Source organism: Elusimicrobiota bacterium (assembly GCA_016706425.1).
GTDB lineage: Bacteria > Elusimicrobiota > Elusimicrobia > FEN-1173 > FEN-1173 > JADJJR01.
On the sequence record JADJJR010000001.1, the window covers coordinates 2,471,821 to 2,489,106 of the forward strand.

Genomic DNA, 17,286 nt, shown 5'->3' on the forward strand with positions numbered 1-17,286 from the left:
TTCCCTTTAGCTGGCCTTGGCCAGGCTCTTCAACTTCGCCTGGCGTTGGCGATCGTAGTGGCCGGACCCGGTCGGAATCAGGTGTCCGATGATGACGTTCTCTTTGAGGCCCCGCAGGGGGTCCGATTGGCCGCTGGAGGCGGCGTCGGTCAACACGCGGGTCGTCTCCTGGAAGGAGGCCGCCGAGATGAAGGAGTCCGATGAGAGGGAAGCCTTTGTGATCCCGAGGAGCACCGGCTGGACTTCGGCCAGTTCGCCGCCGGCTTCCTGCACGCGTTTGTTCTCGGCGTTGAATCGCGTCTTGGACACCACTTCGCCCAGGAGGAAGTCCGTGTCGCCGGATTTGGTGATTTGAACGTTCGACAGCATCTGGCGGACAATCACCTCGATGTGCTTGTCGTTCATGCCCACCCCCTGCAGCCGGTAGACTTCCTGGATCTCGTTGACCAAAAATTCCTGAACTTCCTTGGCGCCGCGCACGCGCAGGATGTCGTGCGGGTTGACGGCCCCGTCGGTGAGGGGCTCGCCCACGCCCACGCGGTCGCCTTCGTAGACCACCAAGTGCTTGCCCTGGGGGATGTTGTAGTCCCGCGCCAGGCTCGTTTCTTCGTTGGTGACCGTCACTTTCATGGTGCCGCGGGCCGTTTGACCGAGCTTCACCACGCCGTCGATCTCCGAGATCACCGCGGAGTTGCGCGGCTTGCGCGCCTCGAAGAGTTCCGCCACGCGGGGAAGGCCGCCGGTGATGTCTTTCGTCTTGGAGACTTCCTGCGGGATCTTCGCGAGCACGTCCCCGGGCTCCACCTTGTCTCCGTCGTGAACGACGATGTTGGTGTCCACCGGCAAGGGGTAGCTGGCTTTCTTTTTCCCGCCGTCCATGATGACGACCTGCGGATGAAGTTGCTCCGCGCGGTGCTCGATGATGACGCGTTCAATAAGGCCGGTGATGCGGTTTTTCTCTTCGTGCATCGTGATGCCGTCGATGACGTCCTGCAATTTCACGGTGCCTTCGTGTTCGGTGACGATCGGCAAGGAGTAGGGATCCCACTCCGCCATGATCTCCCCGGACTCGACTTTCTTGCCTTCCGCCACGCGCAGACGCGCGCCGAAGGGAATGTCGTAGTGTTCTTTTTCGGCCCCGCCGGGTTCGCGAAGGGCCAGCACGCCGTTTCGCGCGACGGAAACCAAAAGACCTTCGCGGTTTTTGATGGTGCGCAGGTTTTGGAATTTGACCGTTCCGCCCTTTTCGGCGGCGATCTGGGAGCGTTGAATGACGCGGCTGGCCGTGCCGCCGATGTGGAAGGTGCGGAGCGTCAGCTGGGTGCCGGGTTCGCCGATGGACTGGGCGGCGATGACACCCACGGCTTCGCCCACTTCGACGGGTCGGCCGGTGGCCAGGTTCAGGCCGTAACATTTGCCGCACACCCCGTAGACCGCTTCACAGGTCAGCACCGAGCGGATGCGGATGCGGTCGATGCCCGCGGCGGCGACCTGTTTGGCCTTGGCGGCGGTGATCATTTCCCCGGCCTTCACAATTTGTTCGTCGGTGAGGGGGTTCACCACGCTGTCCAGGGGCACCCGACCCACGAGGCGCTCTTCGAGGGGTTCGATGATGTCTTCGCCCGAACGGATGGTGCCGATGCGGATGCCGTTGATGGTGCCGCAGTCATCGAGCGCGATGGTGATGTCGTGGGCCACGTCGACCAAGCGGCGCGTCAAGTACCCGGCGTCGGCGGTTTTCAAGGCGGTGTCGGCCAGGCCTTTGCGTCCGCCGTGCGTCGAGATGAAGTACTCCAAGACGGTCAAGCCTTCGCGGAAGTTCGAGATGATCGGCGACTCGATGATTTCGCCCACGGCGCCGGTGATTTTCTTTTGGGGCTTCTGCATGAGACCGCGCATCCCGGCCAATTGGCGGATCTGCTGACGGCTGCCGCGGGCGCCGGAGTCGGCCATCATGTAAACCGAATTGAATTTGGCTTCGCCGACCTTGTAAACGGCCTGTTCGGTCTTTTTCATCTCATCGAACATCACGTCGGCGATTTGGTCGGTGACGTGGGTCCAGAGGTCGATGATCTTGTTGTAGCGTTCGGAATCCGTGATCACGCCGGCCTTGGACTGTTTTTCAATGTCTTTGATTTCGTGCCGGGCCTTCTTGACCAATTCTTCCTTGAGTTTGGGGATGTGCATGTCCGAAATGGAAATGGACAGGCCGGCTTCGGTCGCGTAACGGTAGCCGAGACGCTTGATCTCGTCCAGGAAGCGCACGGTGCGCACCAGGCCCAACTCGCGGTAGCAGCGGTCCACCAGACCCACCAACTCTTTCTTGGTGACCGCTTGGTTGACGAACCCGAGCTCCTCGGGCACGACCTCGTTAAAAATGACGCGGCCGACGGTGGTGTAAATTTTCCATTTCGCGCCGTTGTGGAAATCCTTGTTCGCCAGGCCCTCTTCCTCAAACTTCGTGACGCCGCGCACCTTGATGCGGGCGTGCAGGTCGACCGCGCCGGTTTGGTACACCGCGACGACTTCCGATCGGGAGCCAAAAAGCTGGCCTTCGCCGGGAACGCCCACTTTTTCTTTCGTGAGGTAGGCGCAACCCAACACCATGTCCTGGGCGGGCACGGCGATCGGTTTGCCCGAGGCGGGCGACAAAATGTTGTTCGTGGCCATCATGAGGAGGCGCGCTTCGAGCTGCGCTTCCAACGAGAGGGGCACGTGCACGGCCATCTGGTCCCCGTCGAAGTCGGCGTTGAAGGCCGCGCAGGTCAGGGGGTGCAGCTGAATGGCTTTGCCTTCGATCAAGACCGGCTCAAAAGCCTGGATCCCCAGGCGGTGAAGGGTGGGGGCGCGGTTGAGCAACACGGGGTGGTTCTTCGTGACCTGCTCCAAAATATCCCACACTTCGGGCTTCACGCGTTCCAACATGCGTTTGGCGGCCCGCAGGGTGCAATTCTCCCGTTTCATCAATTCGTGGATGATGAAGGGCTTGAACAGTTCAAGCGCCATTTCCTTCGGCAACCCGCATTGATGCAGTTTGAGGTTGGGGCCGACGACAATGACGGAGCGGCCCGAGTAATCGACGCGTTTGCCGAGGAGGTTTTGGCGGAAACGGCCCTGTTTCCCTTTCAGGATGTCGGACAGGGACTTCAAAGGTCGGTTGCCGGCGCCCACCACCACTTTGCCGTGCACGCCGTTTTCCAACAGCGCGTCCACGGCCTCTTGGAGGAGGCGTTTTTCGTTGTGCACCATCACCTCGGGGGCGCGCAGGCCCTCGATGTGCTTCAACCGGTTGTTCCGGTTGATGATGCGACGGTACAAATCGTTGAGGTCCGAGGTGGCGAAACGGCCGCCTTCCAGGGGCACCAAGGGACGGAGGTCCGGCGGGATCACGGGCAACACCGTCAGAACCATGTTTTCCGGGCGGGTGCCGGAACGGACAAAACCGTCCAAGACGCGCAGGCGTTTGACCAAGCGGGTCTTTTCGGTTTCCGAGCTGGCGACTTTGAGTTGCGCGCGCACCTCGATGGCGTCTTTTTTGACGTCGATTTCCTCGAGGAGCTGGCGGATCGCCCCGGCGCCGATGCCCACGGCCACTTTGCCTTTGGTTTCTTCTTTGGCCTTGTGAACTTCCTCGTCGGTCAAAAGCTGGCGGGCTTTGTACTTCACCTTGCCGTCGGCGTCTTTGAAATCTTCCAAAACGGCGTGGCGGGCGTAGTAAACCACTTTTTCGATATCGGACAATTTCATGCCCAACAGCGTGCCCATGCGGGACGGCGATTTGCGCAGGAACCACACGTGCGCCACCGGAACGGCGAGCTCGATGTGCCCCATGCGTTCGCGACGAACCTTGGATTCCGTGACTTCAACGCCGCACCGATCGCACACCACGCCCTTGTACTTTATAAATTTGAACTTGCCGCAATTGCATTCCCAATCGCGGACGGGCCCGAAAATGCGTTCGCAGAACAAACCGTCTCTCTCGGGTTTGAACGTGCGGTAATTGATGGTTTCGGGCTTGCGGACTTCCCCGTGGCTCCAGGAGGAGATCTGCTCGGGCGAGGCAATCGTGATCCGCACCGCGTCAAAACCGGTGAAGTTCAATCCCGCCGCGGGCTTCTTTTTGGCGCTTTCTTTCTTTCGTTCCGCGAAAAGCGTCGTCACGGTCACTCCTTCGCCACGGCTTCTTTGGCCGCGGACTTCTTGGCGGCGCCGCTGTCCGCGGCGTCGCCCGACTTCGTCAATTCAACATTCAAACCCAGGGACTGCAATTCCCGCACCAGCACGCGGAAGCTTTCGGGCACGCCGGGTTCGGTCGTCACGTCGCCGCGGATGATCGCTTCGTACATCTTGGTGCGGCCCTGCACGTCGTCCGACTTCACCGTCAAAAATTCTTGCAAGGTGTGCGCCGCGCCGTAGCCTTCGATGGCCCAGACTTCCATTTCGCCGAAGCGCTGTCCGCCGAATTGCGCCTTGCCGCCCAGCGGCTGGCGCGTGATGAGCGAGTACGGGCCCGTCGAGCGCGCGTGGATCTTGTCTTCCACCAAGTGGGCGAGTTTGAGAATGTACATGTAACCCACGGTGACTTTGTTGGCGAAGGGTTCCCCGGTGCGGCCGTCGCGCAGAACGATGCGGCCATCGTCGCTGGGCAGCCACTCTTCTTTCCAGCCTTTTTCCAAAAGTTTCTTTTTCGCCTGGCGCATCATGTCCTGAATGTGCTCTTCGGTGGCGCCGTCGAACACCGGCGTCACGGTTTCCACGCCGAGGATGCTCGCGGCCCAACCCAGCGTCGTTTCGAGCAACTGGCCCACGTTCATACGGGAGGGCACGCCCAGAGGCGACAGAACCACGTCGATCGGTGTCCCGTCGGGCATGTAGGGCATGTCTTCGGGGGGGAGGATTTTCGCCACGACGCCCTTGTTGCCGTGCCGGCCGGCGAGCTTGTCGCCGACTTGGATTTTGCGCTTGGAGGCGATGTACACCTTGACCACGCGGTTCACGGTCACGGGCAATTCATCGCCCATTTTAAAGTTTTCTTTGTCCCGGGCGGCCTGCTTTTTGGCTTCCTCAATCCGGCGATCGGCCATGGCTTCGAACATCTTTTTCCGTTCGGCGGCTTCGCCTTTGGACAGTTTGCCCGCGTCCTGGAGGTCCTGGAGGTGGGCGATTTGGGCTTTGCGGTCGGCGCGGAGGATTTCCAGCGATTCCTCCAGCTTCCCATCGATTTCCTTGATTTTCTTGTTTTCGTCCTTTTTCGCCATTTTTTCTTTGCGGACGAAAATCTTGGTCGCCAAAATCTTGCCGGTCACGCCCGGCGGCACGCGCAGGGAGGCGTCCATGACGTCCTCGGCTTTTTTGCCGAAGATGACTTTAAGGAGGCGCTCTTCCGGGGTCGTCTGTTGGTCGCCCTTGGGGGCGACTTTGCCAACCAGGATGTCGCCGGGGGCCACGTCGGCGCCCACGCGGATGATGCCGTTGTCGTCCAGATGGGCCAGGGATTCCGCGCCCACGTTGGGAATGTCTTTCGTGATCTCCTCGGCGCCCATTTTGGTGTCGCGGGCTTCCACCTGAAACTCCGAAATGTGGATCGAGGTGAAGACGTCGTCGCGCACCAGGCGCTCGGACAAAAGGATCGCGTCTTCGAAGTTGTAGCCTTCCCAGGGCATGAACGCGACGAAGAGGTTGCGTCCCAGGGCCAGCTCGCCGCCTTGGGTGGCGGGGCCGTCGGCCAAGACGTCGCCCTTCTTGACGGTTTCAAATTGCGTCACGCAGGGCAACTGGTTCAAGCAGGTGTCCTGGTTGGATCGAGCGTATTTGCGAAGCGGGTAAAGGTCGATGCCGCCCTTGCCTTCGTCCGAATAGACGGCGACGTGGTCGCTGGCGGAGGACACCACGAGGCCGCCGCGGCGGGCGATGTTCACCGCGCCGGAGTCGCGGGCCACGCGGCTCTCGATGCCGGTGCCGACAAAGGGGCGCTCCGGGAAAAGAAGCGGCACGGCCTGCCGCTGCATGTTCGATCCCATGAGGGCGCGGTTGGCGTCGTCGTGCTCGAGGAAGGGCACCAGGGCGGCGGAGGTGGAAACCACCTGCACCGGCGAGATGTCCATGTAATCGATTTCGTTGGGCGCTTTTTGCGGGAAGTCGCCCTTGTGCCGGCAGGCGATCACTTCCGCGGAAAAACGGCCGCTCTTGTCGACCGGGGCGTTGGCCTGGGCGATGACGTAATTGTCTTCTTTGTCCGCCGTCAAATATTCGATTTCATCGGTCACGCGGCCCTTTTCCACCTTGCGGTAGGGGGACTCAATGAGCCCATATTGATTGATGCGCGCGTAGCAGGCCAAGGAGGTGATCAGACCGATGTTCGGGCCTTCCGGCGTTTCGATGGGGCACAGCCGCCCGTAATGGGTGTGGTGCACGTCGCGGACTTCGAAACCCGCGCGCTTGCGGTTCAATCCGCCCGGGCCCAGGGCCGACAGGCGGCGCTTGTGCGTCATTTCCGCCAGCGGGTTGGTTTGGTCCATGAATTGGGACAGTTGGCTGGAACCAAAGAAGCGGCGCACCGCGGCCACGACGGCCGAGGCGTTGACGAGCGTGCGGGGCGTGAGCTGCGCGTTCTCCTGCACGTTCATGCGCTCGCGCACGAGGCGGGCCATTTGGGCCAAGCTGGCGCGGATCTGGTTTTCGAGCAGTTCGCCCACCGAGCGGATACGGCGGTTGCCCAAATGGTCGATGTCGTCGATCTCCACCTTGACGGTGGTCTTGCCGAAAGAGTGGGTCGTCGCCTCGTTGTTGAGGAGAATGAGATATTGGAGCGTGGCGATGATGTCCTCGCGCGCCAGGGTGCGGCGGCGGTCGTTGGGCACTTCAAATTTGAAATCCTTCCGTTCCGCGAGGGCTTCCAGGAAGGGCAAGAGCTTCCGGTTGATTTTGAACCGGCCGACTTTCGTCAAGTCATACTTGCGGATCGACTTGAAGAGCATGTTGTCGATGTAGGTTTCGGCCTGCTCGGGAACGATGAATTCCTGGGCGCGCACCACGCGGTAGATGGCTTGAATGGCCTCTTTGCGGGTTTTGAGGTTGTCTTTAAGGAGCGTGTTGCGGATGGCCACGTCGTTGACCTGCGGGTCCGACGCGATCACGTCCACCGAGCGGACTTTTTTGTCCTGCAACCGCAGGAAAATTTCCCGCGTGATTTCCTTGTTCGCCTCGAGCACCACTTCACCGGTGGTGGTGTCCACCACGTCCTTGGCGACCACGCGCCCGACGACGGTTTCGGCCGCCGCGCTCGCGAGGTTCAGGGTTTCGGTGTCATAAAAGAGGGACAGGATTTCCGCGTCCGTTTCGATGCCCATGGCGCGCAGGACCGCCGTGGCCGGCAGTTTGCGCTTTTTGTCGATGCGGACGTAGATCGCGTTGTTGAGGTCGAATTCGAACTCCACCCAGGCGCCCCGGTAGGGAATCAGGCGCGCGAAATAGAGCTTTTTTCCGTACGAGGAGATCTTTTTCTCTTCGTCCTCTTCGAAGATGACCCCGGGGGACCGATGCAACTGGCTCACCACCACGCGCTCGACGCCGTTCATGATGAACGTCGCCGGAGTGGTCATGAGCGGCAGGTCGCAGAAATACACTTCCTGTTCGGTCAAGACTTTGGGCTTTCCGCCGGGCTGCTTTTGGACCAGGCGCAACCACGCGCGCAGCTGCGCGGAGAAGTTGGCGTCCTTGGAGAGGGCTTCGTCGACGGTGTAGCGGGGCTCCCCGAGCGTGTAATGCATGAACTCGAGGGACAACACTTCGTCCGTGCTCATGATCGGGAACACGTCCATGAACGCCGCCTGCAACCCCTGGATCTTGCGCTCGGAGGGCGACACGTCCTTTTGAAGGAACTCTTCATAGGACCGCGTCTGCATCTCCAGGAGCGGCGGCAGATCAATGGCGGGATGGATACGAGCGAAGGAAGTTTTTTTCATTTTGCCCTCGACGATCAGAAGCCCCGCGTCCGGCGCGAACCGGCGCGATACGAAAACCCGATGGGACCCGTCAGCGTCAATGCGGACTCGTTACTTCACGTCCACCGTTGCGCCGGCTTCCGCCAGCTTTTTCTTCATGTCTTCGGCCGCGTCCTTGGACAAACCGTCCTTGACGGCTTTCGGAGCCGCTTCGACGAGATCCTTGGCTTCTTTGAGGCCCAAGCCCGTCAGCTCGCGCACGACTTTGATCACGTTGATCTTCGCCGCGCCCGCGCTCATAAGCATGACCGAGAAGCTGGTTTGCTCTTCGGCTGCCGCCGCGCCACCCGCCGCCGCGCCACCCGCCGCCACGCCAGCCGCCACAACCGCCGGGGCCGCCGTGATGCCGTATTTGTCTTCGATGCCTTTAACGAGCTTGTGAACGTCCAAAATCGTCCAAGAGTCGATGGACTCGAGAACGTCGTCCGCTGTGCATTTTGCCATGATTGTCTCCTCTCCGAGCGGGACCGTGGTCCCGGTAAAAGCGTTATTTCGCTTCTTTTCTCTTCGCGACCTGGTCGAGCAACTGGGCCAAGTTGCGCAAATCCGCCGTCAACACACCGGCCAAGCCCGTCAGCGGCCCCTGCAGGCGCGCCAACAACGTGGCCAACAAAACGGGGCGGGGCGGCAGGGACGCGACGGCTTTCATTTCCGCCGGTTTCATCACCTTGCCGTTTAAAAGGCCCCCACGAACCTTCACGTTTTCGTGGGCCTTTTCAAACTCCATGATCACTTTGAGACTGGCGACCGCGTCGCCTCTTTGGATGATCAGGGCCGATTGGCCCGTGAAGAGCTTGCCGAAATCTTCAGTGATGCCTTTGTTCTTCAAGGCGATCTTGGCCAGACGGTTTTTCACGATCTGGCACTTGGCTTTCAAGGGGCGCAGCTTGCCGCGGAGCTCGTTGAGCTCGGGCGTCTTCACGCCGACATAACCCGCGACCACCAACCCCTCGATCCCTTCGAAATCCTTCGTGAGGGTGTGAACCGCCGATTCTCGATCTTTTCTCAGACTGGGCATCGCTTATCCTCTAAAAACAAAAAAACACCCCCCAGACGGTGAAGAGGTGTGTTTTCTTCATCGCGCCTCGGTAGGGCGCCCGATCTTCATCGCGGCGTATTCGATCTGCCGCGCGCGTCGGACAATTGTGCCGCACAACCCAACGGCCCCTACGGTCATTGCCGCTTAATGTTTGGTTCGCCCCCTGATTGAGGCGCGCCATTTTACCACAAATTTTATCCAGCGGGCAAGAAATTTCTTTCGGAATTTCAGGCCTCAGGAACACAACTCCCGGCACTGACCTACTCTCCCAGAACCTTGCGGTTCAAGTACCATCAGCCCTGGTGAGCTTAACGGCCGTGTTCGGAATGGGAACGGGTGTGACCTCACCGGGAGAAGCACCGGGAGTTTTGTCCCCAAGGACGGCGTTGCCGTCCCGCTGGATCAAAGAGCGTCGCGAGGGATTTCCTCGCCTTCAACAGACGGATAGAAAAGTCAAGCGCGCGTTCGGTGGTTTGAATGCGTTTCTAATTTGGATTCACAGATGCGGCTAAGCCTCACGACCGATTCGTACGGGTTAGCTTCAGAGGTTACCCTCCTTCCACATCCCGCCGATCAACGGAGTAGTCTTCTCCTGGTCTTTAGGGAGCTTGCGCTCCAGGGACATCTCATCTTGGGGTGGGCTTCACGCTTAGATGCTTTCAGCGTTTATCCCGTCCGCGCAGTAGTTATCCGGCCATGGCCCGTTGGGGCCAACCGGTACGCCAGAGGCGCGTTCAACTCGGTCCTCTCGTACTAGAGTCGACTCACCCTCAAATGTCCTCCGCCTACGGTAGATAGAGACCGTACTGTCTCACGACGTACTGAACCCAGCTCACGTACCGCTTTAATTGGCGAACAGCCAAACCCTTCCCACCGACTCCAGCGGGAGGATGCGATGAGCCGACATCGAGGTGCCAAACCGGATCGTCGATATGGGCTCTTGGATCCGATACACATTGTTCCCCATTTCCATGGGGTGCAGACTATATCATCACCCTGTCAAAGACAGGGGCCGGACGTGTTACCTTGGCCATGGATTGAACCCGCCGGCTCGGCAAGTTCAGGGCCAAAGTCGTGCCGTGCGAAGCCCTTGTACGCAGGAAATCGCCGCAACGTCTTTCGACGTGGCACAGTCGTTACAGATCGCGCGTTGCCGCGCAACCCACGGTATTGCCCTCCTTCTTCGACGACGTGTGTCGCCGCGCGCCCACAGCGCGTGTGTGTTTCAACAAAGAAGTGTAGGGTTTCACCGTTCAAAGTCCAGTTTGTTAGCCTCACCGATTGCTCGATGAGGGGCCTATTTTTTAGTTAAGCCTGTTATCCCCGGGGTAGCTTTTATCCGTTGAGCGATGGCAATCCCACAATCAACCACCGGATCACTTGCTCCTACTTTCGTATCTGCTCGGCTTGTAGGCCTTGCAGTTAAGCACCCTTCTGCGCATGCACTCGACAGGCGATTTCTATTCGCCCTGAGGGTACCTTGGAACGCCTCCGTTACTCTTTAGGAGGCAACCGCCCCAGTTAAACTGCCAGCCTGCTACTGTTCCCCGGCCGGATAAACGGCACAGGGTTAGCGTCTCAGAACCGAAAAGGTGGTATTTCAAGGTTGGCTCCATCCCGCCCAAAAGCGAGACTTCAAAGCCTCCCACCTATCCTACGTATCCAGTCCCAAAACGCAATAACAAGTTACAGTAAAGCTCCACGGGGTCTTTTCGTCTAACCGCAGGTAATCCGCGTCTTCACGGATACCACAATTTCGCCGAGCCTCTCGCCAAGACAGCGGAGCCTTCGTTATGCCATTCGTGCAGGTCGGAACTTACCCGACAAGGAATTTCGCTACCTTAGGACCGTTATAGTTACGGCCGCCGTTTACCGGGGCTTAAGTTCAATGCTTCGCCTTGCGGCTGACATCTCTCCATGACCTTCCGGTACCGGGCAGGCATCAGACCCTATACGTCATCTTGCGATTTCAGCAGAGTCCTGTGTTTTTGTTAAACAGTCGCGGCTCCCCATTCACTGCGGCCCAATACCCCTTCCCCTGTACGGGGTCAAAGCATCGGGCACCCCTTCTTCCGAAGTTACGGGGCCAGTTTGCCTAGTTCCTAAGCGAGAGTTCGCTCGCGCGCCTGAGGATATTCTCCTCGCCTACCTGTGTCGGTTTGCGGTACGGACACGTCTTGCAGTATTTGCGGGGCTTTTCTTGGCAGCGGAATTGGGCCACTTCGCTTGTCTTTCGACAAACTCGCACTCGGCTCTCGGGATTAACGACCCTCCGGATTTGCCTGGAGAATCTCCCTACCACCTTGGACCGGGAACACCCCGGCCGGCTTACTTTTCTGCGTCCCCCCTCAACGTAACCCACAAGACGTGGTTCAGGAATATTAACCTGATGCCCATCATCTACGCCCTTCGGCCTCGACTTAGGACCGACTGACCCTGTTCAGACGAACTTTAAACAAGGAAACCTTAGGCTTACGGCGGGTCTGATTCTCACAGACCTTATCGCTACTTATTCCGACATCCTCACTTCCGCCTCGTCCAGCACTCCTCTCGGTATGCCTTCATCCTACAGCGGAACGCTCCCCTACCCCGTGAGATGGACGAATCCACCTCACAGCCGTGACTGCGGTAACAGGTTTGAGCCCCGGACTTTTTCGGCGCGACTTAACTTGACGAGTGAGCTGTTACGCACTCTTTAAAGGATGGCTGCTTCTAAGCCAACCTCCTCGCTGTCTGAGTCAAATCACATCCTTTACCACTTAACCTGTATTTTGGGACCTAGGTCGACGGTCTGGGTTGTTCCCCTCTTGCGCACGAAGCTTAGCCCTCGTGAACTGACTGCGGAGTTTTCCCGTATGTATTCGGAGTTTGGTTAGATTCGGAACCGAGGTATTCGGCCCTACACTATCCAGTGCTCTACCTCACACGGTCATCGCTCCACGCTAGCCCTAAAGCTATTTCGGGGAGAACCAGCTATCACCAGCCTCGATTGGCCTTTCACCCCTAACCCAAGCTCATGCAGGAGTTTTTCAACACTCAACGCTTCGGGCCTCCATCACCGGTTAAGGTGACTTCACCCTGTCCTGGGTTAGATCGACTGGCTTCGGGTCTACTATTGCATACTGATCGCCCGTTAAGACTCGCTTTCGCTTCGGCTCCGGACCCTAAAGTCCTTAACCTTGCATGCAACAGTAACTCGCCGGATCATTCTTCAACAGGCACGACGTCGCACATTGCCCTTGCGGGCCATAGTGCTTCGACTGCTTGTATACGCACAGTTTCAGGTTCTTTTCACTCCCCGTCAGGGGTCCTTTTCACCTTTCCCTCGCGGTACTGGTTCACTATCGGTCGCCAGAGAGTATTTAGCCTTGGAGAGTGGTCTCCCCGGATTCGTGCCGAATTTCACGTGCTCGGCAGTACTTAGGAACTTGTCGTAAGTCGCTGTGTTTTCGTGTACCGGACTCTCACCGTCTTTGGTCGGCCTTTCCAGGCACATTCCACTAACACAACGTTTTGTAACTTACCGGCTCTAAACCGGACAAGCCCTGCAACCCCTGTCATAGGACAGGTTTAGGCTGTTCCCCGTTCGCTCGCCACTACTTAGGGAATCTCGTTTGATTTATTTTCCTCCAGGTACTGAGATGTTTCACTTCCCTGGGTTGTCTCAGATAAGGTACCTCGGCCGGTTTCCCGACCGCATTCCCTTAAATGTTCATGGATTTGTCACCCATGAGGGTTTCCCCATTCAGAAATCCCCGGATCAAAGGTTGCTTGCACCTCCCCGGGGCGTATCGCCGCTGGCCGCGTCTTTCGTCGACTTCTGGCGCCAAGGCATCCACTATGCGCACTTTGTAGCTTAGCCGCATCTTTGAATCCTCAGTCGCATCGCGCTACTCAATTTAGACGATGATTTGTCTAAGTCTTGTTAAGCTCGATACAACATCAATTAGACGCTTGACTTTTCTATTCGTATGTCAAAGAGCCGTCCTTCCCGTGAACTCCAACAACAGAGCCAGGAGACGACTGACTTAAAATTTTTGATTGGACTATTCACCGGCAGATTTGTGGAGCTGGCCGGGATTGAACCGGCGGCCTCCTGCTTGCAAAGCAGGCGCTCTCCCAGCTGAGCTACAGCCCCGCGTCGCACCTCACCCAAATCTGGGCGGAAGTGGACTCGAACCACCGGCCTCACCCTTATCAGGGGTGTGCTCTAACCAGCTGAGCTATCCGCCCATCGAATCCAATTATCAGAGCCAAACGCAAGCCGATGAGCGCCCCAGGGAAGCGCCGACAATCGACCTCTTCCAACCCCCGGCGAACCGGGTTTGGAATTCTCCTTAGAAAGGAGGTGATCCAGCCGCACGTTCCCGTACGGCTACCTTGTTACGACTTCACCCCAATCACCAATCACAACTTGGGCCATGGAAACCATGGACTTCTGTTGCAACGGGCTTTCGTGGTGTGACGGGCGGTGTGTACAAGGCCCGGGAACGTATTCACCGCAGCCTGCTGATCTGCGATTACTAGCGATTCCGCCTTCATGTGGGCGAATTTCAGCCCACAATCTGAACTGGGGCGACTTTTGTGGGGTTGGCTCCGCCTTGCGGCCTCGCTTCCCTCTGTAGTCGCCATTGTATCACGTGTGTTGCCCTGGACATAAGGGCCATGAGGACTTGACGTCGTCCCCACCTTCCTCCCCGTTATCCGAGGCAGTCTCCTAAGAGTGCGCCGCTTGCGCGGGTGGCAACATAGGATAGGGGTTGCGCTCGTTGCGGGACTTAACCCAACATCTCACGACACGAGCTGACGACAGCCATGCAGCACCTCGACCAGCAACCGACTTGACGGTTCGCCCCCGTTTTCACAGGAGCTACTACTGGCCGTTCGAGCCCAGGTAAGGTTCTTCGCGTTGCGTCGAATTAAACCACATGATCCACCGCTTGTGCGGGCCCCCGTCAATTCCTTTGAGTTTCAACCTTGCGGCCGTACTCCCCAGGCGGCACATTTAATGCGTTAGCGTCGACACGGGAGGGGTCGATACCCCCCATATCTAATGTGCATCGTTTACAGCTGGGACTACCAGGGTATCTAATCCTGTTTGATCCCCCAGCTTTCGTGGATGAGCGTCGATAGTGGTCCAGTCACCTGCCTTCGCCATTGGTGTTCCTCCTGATATCTACGCATTTCACCGCTACACCAGGAATTCCAGTGACCTCTCCCACATCCAAGCCCGACAGTATCCTTTGACCTCCCCGGGTTAAGCCCGGGGCTTTCACAAAAGACTTATCGAGCCGCCTGCCCACGCTTTACGCCTAGTAATTCCGAGTAACGCTCGCCACCTTCGTCTTACCGCGGCTGCTGGCACGAAGTTAGCCGTGGCTGATTCACCGGTTACCATCAGTCGGTGTTATTCACACCGTCGTTTTTCACCGGCAAAAGGAGTTTACAATCCGAAGACCTTCGTCCTCCACGCGGCATTGCTGCGTCAGGGTTTCCCCCATTGCGCAAAATTCCCCACTGCTGCCTCCCGTAGGAGTATGGCCCGTGTCTCAGTGCCATTGTGACCGGTCGTCCTTTCAGACCGGTTACCCGTCGTAGCCTTGGTGGGCCGTTACCCCGCCAACAAGCTGATAGGCCGTCCCCTCCTCTTCAAGCGTCCCTTGCGGAACTTTAACCTCATCTCGATGCCGAGACGTGGTCTCACGCGGTATTAGCTCCGGTTTCCCGGAGTTATCCCCCACTCGAAGGAAGATTGGTGACGTATTACTCACCCGTTTGCCACTTGACTTGACGATAAGCTGCCAAGCCCCGTTTGACTTGCATGTGTTAGGCATGCCGCCAGCGTTCACTCTGAGCCAGGATCAAACTCTCCGTAAGATCTGCGTCACACCCTTGCGGGCGTGAACAAACTTATTGAGGTTTGGTTAATCGGCTCTTGTGGAATTGCTTGAGTTATAAAACACAAGCTTAATTACACCTGAACGTCGTTTACCAATAAGCATCGGACAGCGACCCATCTCGTCCCATCGATGGTGCGATGGGCCTCGATTCGGGGCGCTCATCCGCTTGCGTGTTTGGCTCTGTCAAAGAACAAGACTGCAAAATTGTGTCCCGATTATAGAAAAAAATTCCCAGGGGCGCAAGCCCTTCCCTTTCAAAGGGGACGGCTTTCACCCTCTGGCGTCGGACCGCGAGGCCCGGAATTCTTTTTCAAAATCTCGGCGCGGCGATTTCTGTCCGCCGCGAACAGGGAGGATATTAGCATAATCCAAAAAATTGTCAACACTTTTTTAAATTTTTTTTTCAGAATGGCGGTGTGAAGACACCCGTTCCCCGCCCCGCGTTTTTTTCCGACGACGAAACAGGCCTGGCTCGCTCCGCCGATAACCGCGTCGCCGCCGCCGCGCTGGCGGCGCCGGCCGCCGTCGCCCTTATTTTGCCCGCCCGACTCGCGGGGTTCTGGCCCTGGGTGGCCGCGGCGGGCCTGGCTGGGGCGGGCCTGCTTATTCTCCGACGGCCCGCCCGACGGGGCGACACGCCCATGGCGGGTTTCGGCGCGGCTTTCCTCGCCGCGACGCTTTTGGCCTGGGCTTTTTCCCTCGGGAAGCCTCTCGGCACCGAGTCCGTGACCAAACTGGCGCTCGCGGCGGCGCTGGCCTTCGTCGCCTGGACCCACGGCGCGCCACGCCACCGTCGCTTCTTCGAAACCCTCCTGTGCGCGGTGGCCGGCCTTTACGCGACCGTCGCCTGGGCCGCTCTCCTTTGGCCCGCGGCGGCGACTTGGCGGCCCGGGAACCCCCAATACCAAGCTTTCTGGATCGCCCTCGCCCTGGTCGCCGTCGGTCACCGCGCGTTCCAAGGCGCCGGCGGCTGTCGGCGCGCCGCGCGCATCGCTGCGGTCGCCGCCCTGGCGGGAACGCTGCTCCTTCTGAAATCCCGGAGCGGCCTGCTGGCGGCCGCCGTCGGAGCGACGGTCTTGCTTTATCAACGGGGCGGCGCGCGGCGCGCCATCCTCGGGGCGGGGCTTTTGGCGACCGCGGCCTTCGGCCTGTGGACGGTCGATCGGTTGGATCTCTTTAAAACTTCCGACGTGTTTGCCTGGACCCGTCCCGCCCTTTGGCGGGCGGCCCTGGCCGGCGCCATCGAACGCCCCCTCTTGGGGTGGGGGCCGGGTCTCTTCGCCTGGGCCTACGCCGCCCACCGGGTTCCCCTCCCGGTCGACGGCGTTTATTTCGACCACGCCCACAGTTTCGCGCACAACGATTTCCTGCAGGTCGGCGCGGAATGCGGCTTGGGGACGCTTCTGTTCTTGGTGGTGTTTCTAGTCGGACACTTTCGTCGCGCATGGAAACACCCCGGCCCGGACGCCGGATGGCTCGCCGCGGCGATCGCTTTTTGTTGCGTCAATTTTCCATTCTACGCGCCGGGCAACGCGCTCCTGGGCGGCGCCCTTCTGGCGGTGACCGCCGATCCCCGGCCGGCGGGCTCCGCGGGGTCCCGGGCCTGGGGATCGATTCCCGTGGCCCTCCTCTTCGCGCTGGCGGCCCTCAACACGGCGGCGGCCGCGACCCTCCATCGACAAAACACCGGGGCGCCCTTGCTGTCCCGGGCCCGGGTGGAGGTTTTACTGGGTCGGGCGGATCAGCGGATGCACGGCGCGGGGGCCGGTCCGTCCGATTTTGAGGCCGCTCGCGCCGACCTTCAACGGATTCAAAAAACATTGTCCCTGCCGGAGGCGGCGCGGGACGAGGCCCATTTGATAACGGATCATATGACCCCTCCACGGTGGGCCGAAGCGTTGCGTCTTTGGGACAAGGCGCTCGGCACAGCGCGCACCAACACCCTGTGGTGGTTTGAAAAAAGCGTGGCCGAGGCCCAAAGCGGCCGTTTTGCCGAGGCCGAGCGGGCCGTCGACCGCGCGCGCGCCCTTGAACCGCGTTTCGGGGCCGCGGCGCTTTTGAAAGCGCGCCTGCTCATCGCCCGCGGCGCCGCCGAGGAGGCTCTGCGCCTACTGAACCCTCTGACGGAGGCGCCGCCGCCCCCCGCGGGCGCGTCGAGCTACGCGCGGGCCATTTTAACCGTCGACGGTCGGGCCGCCCGGGTGGACCGTGTGGCGGCCCTGGCGCGGGCGGGCCGGACGGCCGAGGCGCGGCGCGCCCTGGACGACGTGTCTCCCCGCGGGTCGGAAGGACGGCGCCAACTGGAAACCCTGCTCCTTGACGGGGGCCGAAAATGAAGTGTATC

5 protein-coding genes, 2 tRNA genes and 3 rRNA genes are annotated in these 17,286 nt (G+C 59.5%); 1 reads left to right on the top strand and 9 read right to left on the bottom strand.

The window, feature by feature from the left end:
• Window positions 1–6: 6 nt before the first annotated feature.
• The 9 genes from rpoC to IPI56_10365 all read right to left on the bottom strand — a co-directional run bounded on the left by rpoC (window position 7) and on the right by IPI56_10365 (window position 14,919).
• On the bottom strand, window positions 7–4,161 hold the full coding sequence (gene rpoC / locus IPI56_10325) for a DNA-directed RNA polymerase subunit beta' (GenBank protein MBK7546121.1): 4,155 nt from the start codon (window positions 4,159–4,161) through the stop codon (window positions 7–9).
• 2 nt (window positions 4,162–4,163) lie between these two features.
• Window positions 4,164–7,964 carry a DNA-directed RNA polymerase subunit beta gene (gene rpoB, locus IPI56_10330; GenBank protein ID MBK7546122.1) on the bottom strand — a complete coding sequence of 1,267 codons (3,801 nt, stop codon included), beginning with the start codon at window positions 7,962–7,964 and terminating at the stop codon, window positions 4,164–4,166.
• Window positions 7,965–8,054: 90 nt separating this feature from the next.
• Entirely contained in the window at window positions 8,055–8,447 is a 393-nt protein-coding gene (gene rplL, locus IPI56_10335) for a 50S ribosomal protein L7/L12 (GenBank protein MBK7546123.1), read from the bottom strand.
• A gap of 43 nt (window positions 8,448–8,490) precedes the next feature.
• Entirely contained in the window at window positions 8,491–9,021 is a 531-nt protein-coding gene (locus tag IPI56_10340) for a 50S ribosomal protein L10 (GenBank protein MBK7546124.1), read from the bottom strand.
• Between the two features lie 268 nt (window positions 9,022–9,289).
• Window positions 9,290–9,406, bottom strand: a 5S ribosomal RNA gene (gene rrf, locus IPI56_10345).
• Window positions 9,407–9,546: 140 nt separating this feature from the next.
• A 23S ribosomal RNA gene (locus tag IPI56_10350) occupies window positions 9,547–12,904 on the bottom strand.
• A 203-nt stretch (window positions 12,905–13,107) separates the two neighbouring features.
• A tRNA-Ala gene (locus IPI56_10355) sits at window positions 13,108–13,180 on the bottom strand.
• Between the two features lie 21 nt (window positions 13,181–13,201).
• A tRNA-Ile gene (locus IPI56_10360) sits at window positions 13,202–13,275 on the bottom strand.
• Window positions 13,276–13,383: 108 nt separating this feature from the next.
• Window positions 13,384–14,919: ribosomal RNA gene (locus IPI56_10365) — 16S ribosomal RNA — on the bottom strand.
• The 16S, 23S and 5S rRNA genes sit together here with 2 tRNA genes alongside, the layout of an rRNA operon.
• A gap of 439 nt (window positions 14,920–15,358) precedes the next feature.
• On the opposite strand from IPI56_10365, the gene IPI56_10370 reads away from it, so the two are divergent.
• Window positions 15,359–17,278, top strand: coding sequence for an O-antigen ligase family protein (locus tag IPI56_10370; protein MBK7546125.1), 1,920 nt, complete (start codon window positions 15,359–15,361; stop codon window positions 17,276–17,278).
• The last annotated feature ends 8 nt before the right edge of the window (window positions 17,279–17,286 follow it).

Bases quoted from the DNA above. Each gene is read 5' to 3' on its own strand.
- rpoB (MBK7546122.1), bottom strand. From the start codon at position 7,964: ATGAAAAAAACTTCCTTCGCTCGTATCCATCCCGCCATTGATCTGCCG.
- rplL (MBK7546123.1), bottom strand. From the start codon at position 8,447: ATGGCAAAATGCACAGCGGACGACGTTCTCGAGTCCATCGACTCTTGG.
- IPI56_10340 (MBK7546124.1), bottom strand. From the start codon at position 9,021: ATGCCCAGTCTGAGAAAAGATCGAGAATCGGCGGTTCACACCCTCACG.